The sequence below is a fragment of the Arthrobacter sp. Y3223151 genome (assembly GCF_059091125.1).
Genome location: NZ_JBNHGI010000002.1, coordinates 312,098 through 325,590, shown reverse-complemented (window position 1 = coordinate 325,590; position 13,493 = coordinate 312,098). Strand labels below are relative to the sequence as shown.

The 13,493-nt window shown below is 66.2% G+C and carries 14 protein-coding genes and 1 riboswitch; of the genes, 6 read left to right on the top strand and 8 right to left on the bottom strand.

The window, feature by feature from the left end; translation table 11 throughout:
* Positions 1–165 precede the first annotated feature (165 nt).
* Entirely contained in the window at positions 166–774 is a 609-nt protein-coding gene (locus tag AC5RUP_RS05300; protein ID WP_494153785.1) for a helix-turn-helix domain-containing protein, read from the top strand.
* 323 nt (positions 775–1,097) lie between these two features.
* Here AC5RUP_RS05300 and AC5RUP_RS05295 read toward each other — a convergent pair whose 3' ends face one another.
* Together AC5RUP_RS05295 and AC5RUP_RS05290 are read right to left on the bottom strand one after the other, a co-directional pair.
* Positions 1,098–1,526 (bottom strand): DoxX family protein, encoded by a 429-nt coding sequence (locus AC5RUP_RS05295; protein ID WP_494153786.1) that lies wholly within the window; start codon positions 1,524–1,526, stop codon positions 1,098–1,100.
* Between the two features lie 221 nt (positions 1,527–1,747).
* Positions 1,748–2,362, bottom strand: coding sequence for a GyrI-like domain-containing protein (locus AC5RUP_RS05290; protein ID WP_494153787.1), 615 nt, complete (start codon positions 2,360–2,362; stop codon positions 1,748–1,750).
* Between the two features lie 72 nt (positions 2,363–2,434).
* On the opposite strand from AC5RUP_RS05290, the gene AC5RUP_RS05285 reads away from it, so the two are divergent.
* On the top strand, positions 2,435–3,184 hold the full coding sequence (locus AC5RUP_RS05285) for a M50 family metallopeptidase (RefSeq protein ID WP_494153788.1): 750 nt from the start codon (positions 2,435–2,437) through the stop codon (positions 3,182–3,184).
* Positions 3,185–3,392: 208 nt separating this feature from the next.
* Positions 3,393–3,695, top strand: coding sequence for a DUF4193 domain-containing protein (locus tag AC5RUP_RS05280; protein WP_493979582.1), 303 nt, complete (start codon positions 3,393–3,395; stop codon positions 3,693–3,695).
* Positions 3,696–3,748: 53 nt separating this feature from the next.
* Here AC5RUP_RS05280 and AC5RUP_RS05275 read toward each other — a convergent pair whose 3' ends face one another.
* From AC5RUP_RS05275 to AC5RUP_RS05265, 3 genes are all read right to left on the bottom strand, one after another.
* On the bottom strand, positions 3,749–4,399 hold the full coding sequence (locus tag AC5RUP_RS05275) for an SDR family oxidoreductase (protein ID WP_494069217.1): 651 nt from the start codon (positions 4,397–4,399) through the stop codon (positions 3,749–3,751).
* A gap of 239 nt (positions 4,400–4,638) precedes the next feature.
* Entirely contained in the window at positions 4,639–5,460 is an 822-nt protein-coding gene (locus AC5RUP_RS05270; protein WP_494153789.1) for a family 1 encapsulin nanocompartment shell protein, read from the bottom strand.
* On the bottom strand, positions 5,457–5,915 hold the full coding sequence (locus AC5RUP_RS05265; RefSeq protein ID WP_494153790.1) for a ferritin family protein: 459 nt from the start codon (positions 5,913–5,915) through the stop codon (positions 5,457–5,459). The genes AC5RUP_RS05270 and AC5RUP_RS05265 overlap by 4 nt, the downstream gene beginning before the upstream one ends.
* 402 nt (positions 5,916–6,317) lie before the next feature.
* Here AC5RUP_RS05265 and AC5RUP_RS05260 point away from each other — a divergent pair, with 402 nt between their 5' ends.
* Both AC5RUP_RS05260 and AC5RUP_RS05255 read left to right on the top strand, forming a co-directional pair.
* The gene (locus AC5RUP_RS05260) at positions 6,318–6,671 is read left to right on the top strand and encodes a DUF3040 domain-containing protein (protein ID WP_494153791.1); all 354 of its coding nucleotides are present in this window, start codon (positions 6,318–6,320) and stop codon (positions 6,669–6,671) included.
* Between the two features lie 106 nt (positions 6,672–6,777).
* Positions 6,778–7,161, top strand: coding sequence for a hypothetical protein (locus tag AC5RUP_RS05255; protein ID WP_494153792.1), 384 nt, complete (start codon positions 6,778–6,780; stop codon positions 7,159–7,161).
* A 95-nt stretch (positions 7,162–7,256) separates the two neighbouring features.
* On the opposite strand, the gene AC5RUP_RS05250 is transcribed toward AC5RUP_RS05255, so the two are convergent.
* From AC5RUP_RS05250 to AC5RUP_RS05240, 3 genes are all read right to left on the bottom strand, one after another.
* Positions 7,257–9,038, bottom strand: coding sequence for an HNH endonuclease signature motif containing protein (locus AC5RUP_RS05250; protein WP_494153793.1), 1,782 nt, complete (start codon positions 9,036–9,038; stop codon positions 7,257–7,259).
* A 239-nt stretch (positions 9,039–9,277) separates the two neighbouring features.
* Positions 9,278–10,714, bottom strand: coding sequence for an MDR family MFS transporter (locus tag AC5RUP_RS05245; RefSeq protein ID WP_494153794.1), 1,437 nt, complete (start codon positions 10,712–10,714; stop codon positions 9,278–9,280).
* A 465-nt stretch (positions 10,715–11,179) separates the two neighbouring features.
* Complete coding sequence (locus tag AC5RUP_RS05240) at positions 11,180–12,085, bottom strand: C40 family peptidase (RefSeq protein WP_494158341.1); 906 nt, start codon at positions 12,083–12,085, stop codon at positions 11,180–11,182.
* Between the two features lie 3 nt (positions 12,086–12,088).
* A riboswitch (cyclic di-AMP (ydaO/yuaA leader) is annotated at positions 12,089–12,253 on the bottom strand.
* Between the two features lie 250 nt (positions 12,254–12,503).
* Here AC5RUP_RS05240 and AC5RUP_RS05235 point away from each other — a divergent pair.
* Positions 12,504–13,436 (top strand): LysR substrate-binding domain-containing protein, encoded by a 933-nt coding sequence (locus tag AC5RUP_RS05235; protein WP_494133620.1) that lies wholly within the window; start codon positions 12,504–12,506, stop codon positions 13,434–13,436.
* Positions 13,437–13,493 lie beyond the last annotated feature (57 nt).

The window sequence follows — 13,493 nt, the reverse complement described above, 5'->3', positions numbered from 1 at the left end:
CATTCTGGGGCGCGCGGTGGGGCTAAGACGGAGCCGCTTTCTGCCCAGAGCAGACCCTGCTGACGCCGACGGCGCCGCTTCCTACGATGGAAGCAGCCAGAAGGGAGCTCCGGCGTGCTCGAACTTCAGAAGCTTCACCGAGGTCCAGGTTCAGGGCCTCCGCCTTTGCTCCGCGACGTCTATGGGGCGGTGCTGCGCAGGGAGCGCCGGCGCCAGCGGCGGACCCTCGACGACGTGGCCAGCCGGGCCGGCGTGTCCCTTCAGTACCTCTCGGAGATTGAACGCGGCCGTAAGGAGGCCTCCTCGGAGATCCTGGCGGCAGTCTGCGCGTCGCTGGGATCGGGGCTGGCCGCCTTCCTGGCAGCAGTGCACCGTGAATTGGCGGCGGCCGAAGGAAAGGCCGTGCTGCATCTTCAGTCCACGCCATGGGCCGCGCAACCCGCTGGCCCTGCGCGGCAGGAACTGACCGGCGGGGAGACGTCGCCGGCCGATCCGGACTCTTCCGGCCTTGGCGGCAGTGCGCCCGTGCCGCCGCCCCTGGCACAGTGTGTGGCCTCAGGGAACCTGGCCGACAGGGGGCGGCAGGATGCAGATTCGGCCGGCCGGCGTTCTGTCGGCCTGACCGATGGGTGCCTGCAGTATATTGACGCCGATGACCTGCTTGCTGCAGTCCTCGCCGACCGCGACCTGGCGCCGCACGCCCCGGCGGATGCGGGCGGGGGCCTGGAGAAGGGCGCTCAAGGTGGGCCGCCGGCCATGCTGAGGGCCGCCTGACGATACCCGCGGCATGGACGTGCTGAAGGCATTCAGTCGCCGTGCGCATGCGCCACGCGGCTGGACGTGTTCCGGCAACGACCCCGCCGCCGCTGCTCGCCTCCGTACACTGCGCCGGCGTCTGCGGCGCGTGCGCGAACGGCTGCGGCCGGGGACAGCAAAACGGGCAGGTGCAGCCTTTCGGATGCGCCTGCCCGTTTCGGTGTCCGCCCGTTGTTCGGGCGCCCGCTCGATCCGGAGTTGCCCGTTCGGGCGGTTGCCCGTTGCGGTTACCTCCTGTTCCGGGGGCTGCCCGGCGGGGTCCGGCCGGGCCGCCTCAGAACTTAGGCCAGGGGGGCCAGCTTGGTCTTGCCGAAGACGGCGCGGTCCACGGAGATCCGGCCGGGGCCAACCAGTGCCAGCGCCAGCGCTGCGGCGCCGAGCAGCAGCACCAGTTCGTAGCCGCCGCCGTCCACGAAGACGCCGGCGGGAGCGTGGACGAGCACCAGGGCGCCGAGCATGTCCAGCGTCAACAGGGCCGCCACCAGCCGCGTCAGCAGGCCGAGGATCAGGGCGATGCCGCCGGCGAGCTCCAGGCCGGCCACGATCGGTGCGGCGACATTGGCGGCCGGGATGCCCATCTGGCCGAAGGCGGCCTGGGTGCCGGCGATGGTCCATTCGTTGAACTTCTGCCAGCCGTGGGCGACGAAGAGGAAGCCTAGGACGACGCGAAGAACTGTGCGTGCAGTGGTGGTCAAAGCGGAATTAGTCATGATGTTTTCACCGTTTCAATGGTCAGAGGATCGGCCGTCTGGAACGAGCGATAAGCATCAATAACTTGACGCTTCAATCAAATATTGACAGCAAATAGGTTGAAGTGTCAACTTTCGGGTCTTGGCTGACCGTCCGAGGCGGGCAGGACCCCATAACCCGGCTGGCCCGCACGGGCTGGCCGTCCCGAACCCAGGACGCCAGAGAGCCTGCCCCCTTAAGCTCAGGCGCGGCGGACCGGTTGGCGCAGGATTGTCTTGAGCTTGGCCGGTTCGGTCTTGCGCGGGTCGCCGAGATAGATCTCGTGGTGGTGCCCGTTCGGTTCCAACTCGTTGGCCGGTAGGAATTCATCCCTCAGGCGGGCCAGGACCGGCCCTTCGTCGTCGTATGCACCCACGTGCATGACCTGGACGCTTAGCCCCTCGTCCAGCGAACCGTGCCGGAGCGATCCCACCGCGGGAAGATCCTTTGTGGTTGCCGCGTGCCGCATCGCGTCTTCGATGTGTTCCGGCTCCAGCCAGTCAGGCTGGCGGATCATCATCGTCCACGACCACTCGTCCTTGGCCCGCCGGGTGAAGGCGGTCATGTCCTCCGCCCACCAGAGGCCTTCCAGCGGACCGACGACATAGTCGCGCCCGAGTTGCTTCTTGCTGGCGAACTTCAGCGTGTAGGACACTGCGTACAAGGCCTCGACCGCCTGCCCGTACGCGGCTGCCGTGTTCGGATCGCCGTGCCCGTCCGCCTGCAGGAACTGCATGGGCGGTACGGTAACCAGCTGGAAATCCTTGCCCGGGGCGTACAGCTCCTTTTGGTCCTTCTTGAAATCCAGCTTGTCCATGGGGCTTTCCGGTGGTGGGCAGTGGGCAGTGTGGTCTAGTTATATCGCCTAGTCACGGATGAAACGAGGAACATGCTGCAGCAATTCGCCGCCGAATGGTGGGCCAGGATCGCCGCCGGCTTCATGCGCGGTGAACCACTCCAAGCCGGAGTGCCGGAACTGGCGGCCATCTTGGCCGCGGCGCTGCTCTTGTCGGTGCCCCGAGCAAGTTGGCGGTATTTCGGGTTGTTCGTCACAGCGGTCCATGAGCTTGGACACGCGTTCGCGGCGCTGGCCACGGGGCGGCTGGTGCGCGGAATCCATTTGCGGTTCGACCAATCCGGCGCCATGATCAGTCGCGGGGCGGGCCGGGCAGCAGCGGCCTGGACCGGTTTCTGGGGATACCCGGTGCCCGCGCTGGTCGGGGCAGCGCTGGTGTGGGCCGCCTTCGGCGGCTGGTCCGGTGCCGCCCTGTCCGTCAGCGCGCTGCTGCTGCTGGCCACGCTCCTGTTCATCCGGAACCTCGAGGGCGTCGTCATCGCCGTGGGGTTGGCGGTAGGCGCTCAGCTGCTGGTGTGGTTCGCGCCGGTGGAGTGGCTCGGGCACCTGACGCTCGCCATCGGCGTTGGGCTTCTGGTGGGGGCCGTGCGGGACTGGCTGAATCTGGTGAGCGTGCACACCCGGCGCCGGCACCAGCTGGCCAATTCCGACGCCTTCATCATGGCGCGCCGGACCGGTGTCCCGGCCGCGCTCTGGCTGGCCGGGTTCGCGGTGGTCATCCTGCTTTGCTGGGCGGCTGCCGTGGCGACCGCCGCCGCTGTCGTCCCGCTGGCGGTTCTGTAACGGATTCCCGGTCCCCTCGGCCTTCCGGAGTGGCCCTGCTCACAGCAATGTCATTCGCCGTGGGGCCCGCAGGGACCGCGTCGTTGCACGGGAATTATCGCCGTGTGTGAGACGTTGTTGACCGATGTTGAAATCTGTGGAACAGCAGCTATGATGGGCGCTCGCAGATAGGTCAAAACAACGAGAACTTCAGGAGTTTTAAACCCGCATGGCAACCGATTACGACGCACCGCGCAACAAGGACGACGACAACAATAATGAGTCGCTCGAAGCCCTTCAGGCTCAGCGCTCCGGTGGTGCGAAGACCGCGCTGATCGACGTCGAAGACTCGGACACCGCCGAGGGCATCGATCTGCCCGGTGCCGACCTCTCCGGTGAAGAACTGGTGGTTCAGGTTGTTCCTCCCCGTGAGGACGAATTCACCTGTGGCTCCTGCTTCCTCGTCCGTCACCGCAGCCAAGTAGCCCGCGAAAAGAACGGCGAGAAGTACTGCCGCGACTGCGAAGGCTAAATCCCCAACTTCCGAACCCCGCGCTGGGACCAGCGCGGGGTTCTGTGGTTAAATCACACGCTTCGGACGGCCTCGCGGATCGGCGTGCCGCCGTTGATGAACTCGATCACCTTGCCTGCCGTGGCAGGAACGGCCAGCACTTCGGCCGCCACCATTGCAACGTCTTCGCGGCTCACTTCACCGCCGGGAGTACCCGGTCCGGCTTGGATCTTCCCGGTCGCGGGCTGCAGCGTCAACGAGCTTGGCCCCAGGATTGTCCAGTCCAGTGATGTGGACTTCAAGTAGTCGTCCGCGGCGGCCTTGGCATCGGCGTAGGGGAAGAACGCGTTGTCCTCCGGCACGCCGTGGTTCTTGCCGGCGCCCAGATAAGACACCATGATGTAGCGCTGCACCCCGGCCGCCACGGCTGCGTCCATCGACCGGATGGCCGCGTCCCGGTCCACCGCATAGGTCCGGGCGGGATTGCCTCCGCCAGCGCCGGCCGACCAGACGACGGCGTCGTGGCCGCGCAGCTGGTCTGCCAGGTCGTCGGTGGTCGTCTTCTCGACGTCGGCGATCACCGGCACCGCACCGGTTTCCCGGACATCGGCGACGTGGTCCGGATTGCGGATGATGGAGCTGACTTCGTGGCCCTGAGCGGTGAGGATGCGGGACAAGTGCAGCGCGACCTTGCCGTGGCCTCCGAAAATGGCAATGCGTGACATGGGGTTCCTTTCGGTGTGGTCCATCCCAATCTAGGCACGGAGTCGAGCGGCGGCCAATGGCCGGCATCACAGGCGGCGCTGGCGGCCCGGCCGTAACCCGGCCCCAACTGTGCCTTGTTCGGTCACTGCTTGTCGCTGTGCTGGCTGCGCGGCGCCCGCCTGGCGGCTGGTGCGGCTCATCTGGTTTTCGCGGGTTTTGCCTGGGTCCGCTGCGGGCCCGGCCCTCCGATTTCGCCGTCTTAGCCGTCGCTGCCGGTGAGATGGATCCCGGCTTCCGGCGTGGCCACCCGGAAACTGAAGGACTGCTCGATGTACAGGTACACGAACTCTTCGTCGTGCCGGTCATACCCCACCGAGAGGTCCTGGCCGGATTCGAACAGGAAATCCCCGCCGCGCAGGCTCATGACGATCGCCCCGCGGACTCCCGGCGCCCAGACAATCGGACCGCCCAGCAACTTGCGCAGATGCTCGGACAGCAGGTAGCCGCCGCGCTCGGTCGCCTCCACCACGGCCGTGTAGTGTCCGGGCCCGAGCGCCAGGCCGAACGGACCTCCGATGCCGGCCTGGAGCAGCGCCGATACGGCCTTGGCAATACGCTTGGGGTAGTCATTGAAGTCATTCACGCGGGGAACCGGCGAATGCGGGGTGGCGCTCGTGACCCCCTCAATGCCCACCTGTCTCCAGCCATGGAATACGGCCGCGTTCTCCGCAATGGCAATCTGCATCGCCGCCTCGGCCAAGTCCGTGAGGTCCACATCGGCCGCACCCCGGTCGTGGTCAAGCAGTTCCAGCCGGGAAACCTTGAACGGTGCGCGCATCTCCACCAGGGGCAGCACCCCGCGCCGTCGCGTCGCCACGCCGTCGGCCAGGGCCGGACCCGTGATGCTTTCGGTGCGGCCGAGATTTGTCGCCGAATACTCCCAGCCGAACGGACCAGCGAAATCCACCATTTTGCGGGCCCCGAGCGCGACGGTGAGCCGCTCCTTGGCCTCCCGGTCCAATAGCTCCCACCCACCGTCGGAGATGGGGGCGTGCTCGCGCAGCAGGTGATCCATGGTCATGAGAAGTCCTCCTTGAGGCTGCCGATTCCCAGGGACGAATCAGAACCGGGTCGCCTCCGGCGAGGGTACGTACGAGTTACCGCACCCGACGGAGGCTGGCCGACCGGCCCGGGCGCGGGGACTACAGTTTCGTCCGTGCCGGCAGCCGTTGCTGCCTCGGCCGCCCCGCCGTTGGCCACAATGTCGCCGTCCTGAAAGAGCGTGCCCCGGGCGATCTGGCGCCATTTAGGCTTCCTGCGCAGGAGAAACTCGAGGTCCATGCTGAAATGTTTGAACTCCTCCGCCAGGGAATCCTCCATGATGGCGACCGATTCCGGGTCCTTCTCCAGGGACATCCGTTGTTCGTACCAGCCGATCGCCTCGGCCTCCTCTGTCAGGTTGGCGCACATTCGCGCAAAGGTCCGCGTCTCGGCGGAGAGCTCTGCGGCGGGTTCGTGGTACTGGTCAAAGCCCATCTGGATTCCTCCGTGAGGTTGTGCCTCTCTGCCAGCGTAGCCACGGCCCCGCCGGCTGACTACCTTTGACGGCCCGATGGCCCGGGAGTGCGGCCTGGCTACCGTGTGCCCCTGAGGCGTAGCCACAGATCGGCCGAGCTGCTGCGTTTTTGTCGATCTCTCGCCGGCCGAGATCGGCCATTTTCGGGCGCTAGGATTGCCCCATCGAATGAGGGCTTCTGCCGGTGAAATCCGCCCTTTTTCATTCCCCGTGACACGTCGGCGTAACACTTCGCAACCGACTGTTCGGCGGTCTTTGATTTTCATAGTGCTAAAAGGCCCTACGCAGTACCCACCGGAAAAATCCCATGAAGAACCACACGCAGGTGCACGCGTCCATCACAGAACGGGCCGGCACCAACGATGCAACTTTCTGACGCAGAACGACGCGAATTCGCACAAATTAAACGGCATCTCGCCGCCGAAGATCCGGCGTTAGCCCGGGCGCTGTCGATGCCCGCCGGAACGCTGAACTTTCAGCAGGGAGCCGACGCGGCTGCGCAGGGCGACACCGGCGCGGTGATCACGCTTTCGCTGCCTATCGTCGGCCAGCAAAGTCCTCCGCCGGCACAGGTTCAGAAGCGGCGCCGCCAGGGCCGCTGGCTCATGGCGGCGGGGGTGGCAACGGTGGCTGCAAGTACGGTGACCGGCGCCGTGGCCGCCGCAGCCGGAGGTCTCCTGCTCATCGCCGCGGGCAAGTTCACGGCGGACCGCTAGGGAACGGCCCGGCGCGGCCGACGAGTCCACGGCGGACCGCTAGGGAACGGCCCGGCGACGCGGACGCGTTATCGGGAACGCTACCGCGGCATAGTAAAGTTGCAGGGTGATTCGCCGAAACTCCGCCTTGCTCATGCTGCCGCTCGTCGCCCTGCTTGCCACCGGCTGTGCGCAGGTCGAGCAGGCCGCCTCCGACGCCGTCGACCAGGCCGCTAATTCTGCTTCCGAGGCTGTGAACCAAGCCGCGTCCAACTTGGCCAACGCAGCGGTCGGGGAAGCAGTCAAGCAGGTGTGTGCCCCGATTCAGGACGGCAGCATCGGTCCAAAGGAAAAGGAGATGCTCGGGGGTCTGGTTTCTGCCGCCGACGCAGCCGGCGTTCCCGCCGAGATCACAGGGCCGATGTCGCAGATCGCCGAGTCCGGCGACCAGATTCCGGCCGACGCCCTGGCCTCCATGCAGCAAGCCTGCGACAACAACGGTGCTGGGTAGTCAGGCAACCAACTGACCACTCCCAAACGCTCTTGCGCGGAATGGGAGAGCTTATGGGTCACCGAGGGAGTTGCGCCCGGCGGCAACGCCCGTTATCAGAACGGGGGCATGTCAGGCTGGGCTGGCCAACCGTCAAATGGACTGGAACTTTTGCTGTGCGCGGTGGCTCCCGCGGCTCTGTCCACCCCGATATCGAGTTCCGACTGCATCGGGACCTGCGACGGATTGGAGTGGCGCACGGCCGCCCTGCGGACCGCCGCGTCAGAGTCTAATGGGCCGCCTCCACCCGGTGAAGGGCCGCCGGGCGGACCGGAGCCTGAGCCCGCCTCGGCCGGCTCCGGCTGGCGTTCGGGCAGCCGCGCGGCTTTCAACCACACGTGGTTGCGAAGAGGCTTTTGAGCCGGGTCGACGCTGAGCGGCGGTAAGAACCAAGGCACGCCCTTGCTCACCTCGACCCGCCAATCGCCCTGATGCAGCAGATGGTGGTGGTGCCCGCAGAGCAAGACGCCATTGTCGACAGAGGTCAAACCACCCTTTTCAAACCACTGGATGTGATGCACTTCGGTCCAGGGAGCGGGCGCAGTACAGCCGGGGAAGGCGCAACCTCCGTCCCTGGCAATGATCGCCAGCCGCATGTACTTCGGAAATAACCGCTGGGACTGGCCGACATCCAGAATCGCACCCGTACCGGAGAGGATCACCGGGATGATGTCGGCATCGCAAGCTATCCGCCGGATTGTCTTGGCGGTCAGCGGCCCGGAGAAGATGCTGGTTCCCGGACGTCCGACTTCGGAGGCCAAGTCCTGGTAGTCGATGGTGACCAGCAGTTGCGGGCGGCGTCCGCCAGCGGCTGGCAGAAGATCGGTGGTGAGAGCGATTTTGCAGGCACCAATGAGTCCGTCGAGCTGCTTCTGCTGGCGGGTACGCCCGTCCTCTACCGTCGCATCAACTAAAACGTCCGCTCCGCTGTCCTCAGCATCCGCGTCTGTGTCGGCGTCGTTCTCGGAAGCGCCGTTCATTTGGGAGTCGGTGTCAGGTGCGTCGACCGTGTTGAATCCTACTGCCCCGGCCGTGGCCGTTCCTTCCCTCAACCGAGGGTTGGTGGCGGTGTTGTAGACGGTTGCAAGAACCTCGTTCTGCTCGTCGGTGGCGTTGATTTCGTAGCAGTGCAGGCCATTGCGCCGCCCGCGATAGAACAGGCCCTGACGTGCTTTGAGCTCGGCTGGCCCCAGGTCGGCGCCGGTTGGGTTGAGGCCGCCTTCCCAATGCCGGATCAGCAGCCTGAGCGAGTCGGTGTCGTAATCGGAGGCATGCTGAACCAGTGCCTCTTCCATCTTGCGGAGCTGCTCCGGGCAGGCGGTGCGACGCAGCCCGTCGACAGCCTTCCGGATAAGAGTTGCGGCTTGGCCGGAGACCATTCCTTCGTCCATTGCACGGGCGAGCACCGGCAGCCTGGGCGGCACAACAGGCTTACCCTGGGGCGCCGGGCGGACTTCGGTGGCTTCGGCGAGCTGGAAGCGTCGTGCAGCCTCCTGCCGGGGAATGCCCAGCTTCGCCCGCAGATAGTCTTCGTTCGTTTTGTAGGCGCCGCGCAGACGTTGATTTGGTTCCTCGGGGTCATGCGGCTTGTCCGTTTCTCCAACGGCGGCGATGTTTTGCGCTTTGATGATGCCAGCCAGAATCAGCTGGGTTTGACCAACAATGTTGGCCAGCTCTTCAACCTGTGCCGCCGTCCGGGCCACCGACTTGGTACTGCGGGTCAGCCCGTCGCGCCGAAGGCGATGATTCAGTTCACTGACCTCGGCGCGGATCCGGGCCAGCAGGACGGAATCATCCTGCCCTGCTCCCGGAGCCTCATCCAGCACCTCAATCGCCATAAATACAGCCTATGAAGCCCTCGAACAGGGTAGGAGAACCAAGGGTCGGTATGTGGATGAGCACGCGCACGGGGCTGGCTGTGGAGAAGAAGTGAATGAGTGCTCAAGCACGGGAATCGAGCGTCAAGCGTTCTCGATGTGTGCAGTCCGACGTTGACCGGCTCAAGCGACCGGACCTCGACCGACTGGGGCGTGAAGGAGCTCGGCCGGATAAGTGCAGCTGGGCTCCAGAAGCACCGTCAGCGGGCGACCGGCGCGCCGTCCACTGAAGCCGGCTCGTCGGCAGGCTCCTCCACCGGTTTCCGGATGAAGAACGCCGCCGCCACGGCCACGATGGAGATGAGGGCGCCGGTCAGGAAAGCCATCCGCACACCGCCTGCCACCGCCGTCGTCGTTGCCGCACCTCCGGCGGAAAGGGCGGCCGCCTGCATGGACATGACGGTGACGAACATGGCGGTGCCCGCGGCGCCGGCCACTTGCTGCACCGTGCCGATGACGGCGCTCCCGTGCGAGTACAGCTGCCTCCGCACCGACCCGAGACCAGCGGAGAACAACGGCGTGAACAGCAGCGCCAGGCCCACACTGAGCACGATGTGCGCCGCCAGCAGCGTCAGCGGGGCGGTGTCCTCGCCGACCGTGGAGAAAAACCAGAGCACGGCGCTGACTACCGTCGTCCCCGGCACCAGCAGCACCATCGGGCCGAACTTGTCATAGAGCCGTCCGACGGCCGGGGCCAGCAGGCCCATCAACAGCCCGCCCGGCAGCAGCATCAACCCGACCTGCAGCGGCTCGAGCCCCAAAACCTGCTGCATATATATAGGGAGCAGAATGATGGTGCCGAACAGCGCGGCCATGCTGACAGCCATCAGCCCGACGGACACGGAGAAGTTGCCGGAGCGGAAGGTCCGCAGGTCCAGCAACGCCCTGTCGGAGCGCTGCAGCCTGACCTGACGCAGCAGGAATACCAGCAGCCCCACGCCGCCGGCCGCAAACGCAACCCACATGGCGGCACCCGTGCCCGGACCCGCCGTCGTTGTTCCGTGCCCGGCGCCGACCTGGCTGAGGCCGTAGATCAGGCCGCCGAAGCCGATGGCGGAGAGCGCCACGGACGGCAGGTCCAGCGGCACCGGCCGGGGCTCGGTCACGTTCTGGATCCGCCGGTTGCCGACCGCCAGCATGGCCAGCGCGATCGGCAGCACCAGCCAGAACATCCAGCGCCAGGACAAGGTGTTGAGGATGATGCCGGAGATGGTCGGGCCGATGGCCGGCGCCACCGATATGACAATCGAGACGTTGCCCATCGTCTTGCCGCGGTCCTCGGCCGGCACCAGGTTCATCAGCGTGGTCATCAGCAGCGGCATCATGATCGCGGTGCCCGACGCCTGGACCACGCGGGCCACCAGCAGCACTTCGAACCCGGGAGCCAGCGCGGCCAGCAGCGTTCCCGCGGAGAACAGCGCCATCGACGCGGTGAAGACCTGACGGGTGGTGAAACGCTGCAGAAGGAACCCGGTCACCGGGATGACCACCGCCATCGTCAGCATGAACGCCGTGGTCAGCCACTGCGCCGCGCGGGCGCTGATGTCCAGGTCGCCCATCAGTTCGGTCAGCGCGACGGACATGATGGTCTCGTTCAGGATCACCACGAACGCTGAGACCAACAGGATGCCAATCACGCGGCGGTTCCGGCCACGACTCATCAGACGTCAGCCCGCTGCGGGCAGGTCCGGGCCGTGCCGAGGCTCTGTTCGTCGACATATCTTTATTCACGGGAAGATCCTCGAGTGGAAATCGTGCTGTTGCGGGCGGCCGGAAACAGCCCAAAAACGCCGGGCGCAGGCGGAGTAGTAGCTTAACCTGCCCCCTTTGACTCCTATTCCCGGCCGTCAACCTCGAATAAACAACGACGCCGGTGCTCGCCGCCGGGCGCGAACCGCCACCTGCGGGGGAGGGTACGCGCGCGAATGGTTCCCGCCCCGGTCCCCGTCAAGAGGAGCACTCCCGCCCATAGTAGAAGTGGAGTGAGAATCCCCGCACGCGTTAAAAGAGGAGAAGCCCCGCCGGCGCAAGGCCGACGAGGCTTCCCTGTGATCCTGGACCGGCCGTTGGGGGAATAGCCGGTCCAGGAGTCTTTGGGGTGGTTACATCGTGTAGTAACCGGTAACGGGCATGGCGTTCACGTCGTGCACCAAGGTGCCCTGGCTCGGGTTCAGGGCGCTGATCATCTTGCCGCCGCCCAAGTAGATGCCCACGTGGCCGCCGCCGTTCTGCACCACCAGGTCGCCCGGCTGCGGGTTGCTGGTCGGGGTCAGGGCGCTGCCCTGGTGCTGGCTGAGGCGGGGCAGGTCGACACCAGCCTGTGCGTAGACCCACTGGGTGAAGCCGGAGCAGTCCCAGCCGGCCGTGGAGGTGCCGCCCCAGACGTAGGGCGTTCCCTGTGCCGACATGGCGATGTCCACGATGCTCTGGTTGCCGCCGGTTGAGGCGGGCTTGATGTCGGCGCTGGCCAGCGAGACAGTCGCGGCGTCGGTCGACGCAGCCAGGGTCGTAGCGGCTCCGCCGCCACCCTGCGCTGCCTGGCCGCCACCGGACTGGGTGCCCTGCGCGGATCCGGTCAGCACGATCTGGTCGCCCGGGTAAATGATCGAGTACGCGCCCAGGCCGTTGATGGCCAACACGTCCTGCACATTTTTGCCGTACTGGGCGGCGATCGTGCCCACGGTGTCGCCCGCGACCACGGTGTGCGTGGTGGCACCGGCGTCGACAGCCGAGCTGGTAACGGAAGCGCGCTCCACCTCGAAGCCGGCGTTGGCCGGAGCGGCAACGGTGTCCGTCGCGTTGGCAGCGCCGTAGGTCGGGACCGTGACATCGGCGGCGGCATTGGCCGGCAGGCCGGCACCCAGCATCAGGCCACCGGCGGCGGTGACGACGGCGGCGCCGCGGCCGACGGTTCCGGCGCGGGACGAGACAGCCTGGGACAGACCGGCCACGGTGGCGTTGCGGACCGGGGTGGCACGGTGGCGTGCGCGATTGTTTTTGAGCAGCAAGAAGATACCTCTCCCAATGCCTGCGAGGTAAGCTGTCGGGTTCGGGTGGGAGTCACCCGGCCGTGCGGCAGCGCGGTATGCACTCCGTACGACTTAACCCCAAGAGCCCCAAGAGGGGCCCGGAAAGTGGGTCCCCCGCCTCTGCCAGATGTCTAGCGAACGAACTCGGAAAGGCTGGCAGAGCTAGGCAATACCCTCCGAGGACATCGGCGCATGATCGCCGACGTGATGAAAACATTACATAACGGTTCGGTAACTGTCCAAGCCCTGAAATTTACCTGTGCATAACCTGAAAGCCATCCATCGTTGGGGAGCACGCAAGCTCTCCGCGGCCGCTGGAAAGCGCCCGACACGGTACATCGGGCGCAACAATCTGCTGGTTACGCAGCCGGTGCGGGCCAACTTGTACGCTGGCAGAGTGGTGGACTTCACGATTAAACAGCTGCAGTACTTTGTCGCAGTGGCCGATCATGGCTCAATCTCGGCCGCCGCGGCCGCCAGCCACATCTCGCAGGCGGCCATGTCCCAAGCGCTGACAGAGCTGGAGCGGATCGTCGGCGCGCAGCTGATGGTCCGGCACCGGTCCCGCGGAATCGCCCTGACCGGCGTCGGGCAGCAGTTCCTGCGCGACGTCCGGAGCCTGGTCCGGCATGCCGACGACGTGCAGAACAGCATCATCGAGCGCCAGCAGGGGTTGGTCGGCCCGCTGGCCATCGGCTGTTACAGCACCCTGTCCGCCTTCTGGGTTCCGGTGATCAGCGAACGGTTCATCAAGCCGCATCCGCGCCTCACCGTGACCATGGAGGAAGGCGAAGCCGCCGAGCTGCAGCACCGGATGCAAGAGGGCTACCTGGATGCGGTGCTGACGCACACTCGGCACCTGTTGCCCGGCGTGCAGGCCCGCACCGTCAAGGAAGGCCGGCCCTACGTCCTGCTGGCCGCGGACCACCCGCTGGCTTCCCGGAAAAGCGTCCGGCTGGCCGAGCTGGCCGAAGAGGACTTTGTCTCGCTGGACATCCCCACCGTGCGCGACAACCAGCTGGTCAATCTGCGGCTGTCCGGGCTGGATCCGAAGATCGCCTGGCGTTCGTCAAGTTTTGAGGCGGTGCGGGGCATGGTGGCGCGCGGCCTCGGCTACACCGTGCTGGTGCAGCGCCCGCCGGGCAATTACAGCTACGACGGGCTTCCCCTGGCCACGGTGGAAATCGACGGACCGGTCGGGCACAGCGACGTCTGTGTGGCCTACGCCAGCGTCACCCGGCCCAGCCTCAGGCTGCGGACATTCCTGGACTTCTGCGCCGAGGTCGGCGGCGCGGCGGCGAGCGGATGGGACGAGCACACGACGGCGTGACCCAGCCCTGTCAGTTTCGGCGAGCAAGGTGACGGGCGGGCACACGACGGCGTGACC

Bases quoted from the DNA above. Each gene is read 5' to 3' on its own strand.
- AC5RUP_RS05265 (WP_494153790.1), bottom strand. From the start codon at position 5,915: ATGGGCTTTGACCAGTACCACGAACCCGCCGCAGAGCTCTCCGCCGAG.
- AC5RUP_RS05290 (WP_494153787.1), bottom strand. From the start codon at position 2,362: ATGGACAAGCTGGATTTCAAGAAGGACCAAAAGGAGCTGTACGCCCCG.
- AC5RUP_RS05260 (WP_494153791.1), top strand. From the start codon at position 6,318: ATGCAACTTTCTGACGCAGAACGACGCGAATTCGCACAAATTAAACGG.
- AC5RUP_RS05295 (WP_494153786.1), bottom strand. From the start codon at position 1,526: ATGACTAATTCCGCTTTGACCACCACTGCACGCACAGTTCTTCGCGTC.
- AC5RUP_RS05275 (WP_494069217.1), bottom strand. From the start codon at position 4,399: ATGTCACGCATTGCCATTTTCGGAGGCCACGGCAAGGTCGCGCTGCAC.
- AC5RUP_RS05280 (WP_493979582.1), top strand. From the start codon at position 3,393: ATGGCAACCGATTACGACGCACCGCGCAACAAGGACGACGACAACAAT.
- AC5RUP_RS05250 (WP_494153793.1), bottom strand. From the start codon at position 9,038: ATGGCGATTGAGGTGCTGGATGAGGCTCCGGGAGCAGGGCAGGATGAT.
- AC5RUP_RS05285 (WP_494153788.1), top strand. From the start codon at position 2,435: ATGCTGCAGCAATTCGCCGCCGAATGGTGGGCCAGGATCGCCGCCGGC.
- AC5RUP_RS05270 (WP_494153789.1), bottom strand. From the start codon at position 5,460: ATGACCATGGATCACCTGCTGCGCGAGCACGCCCCCATCTCCGACGGT.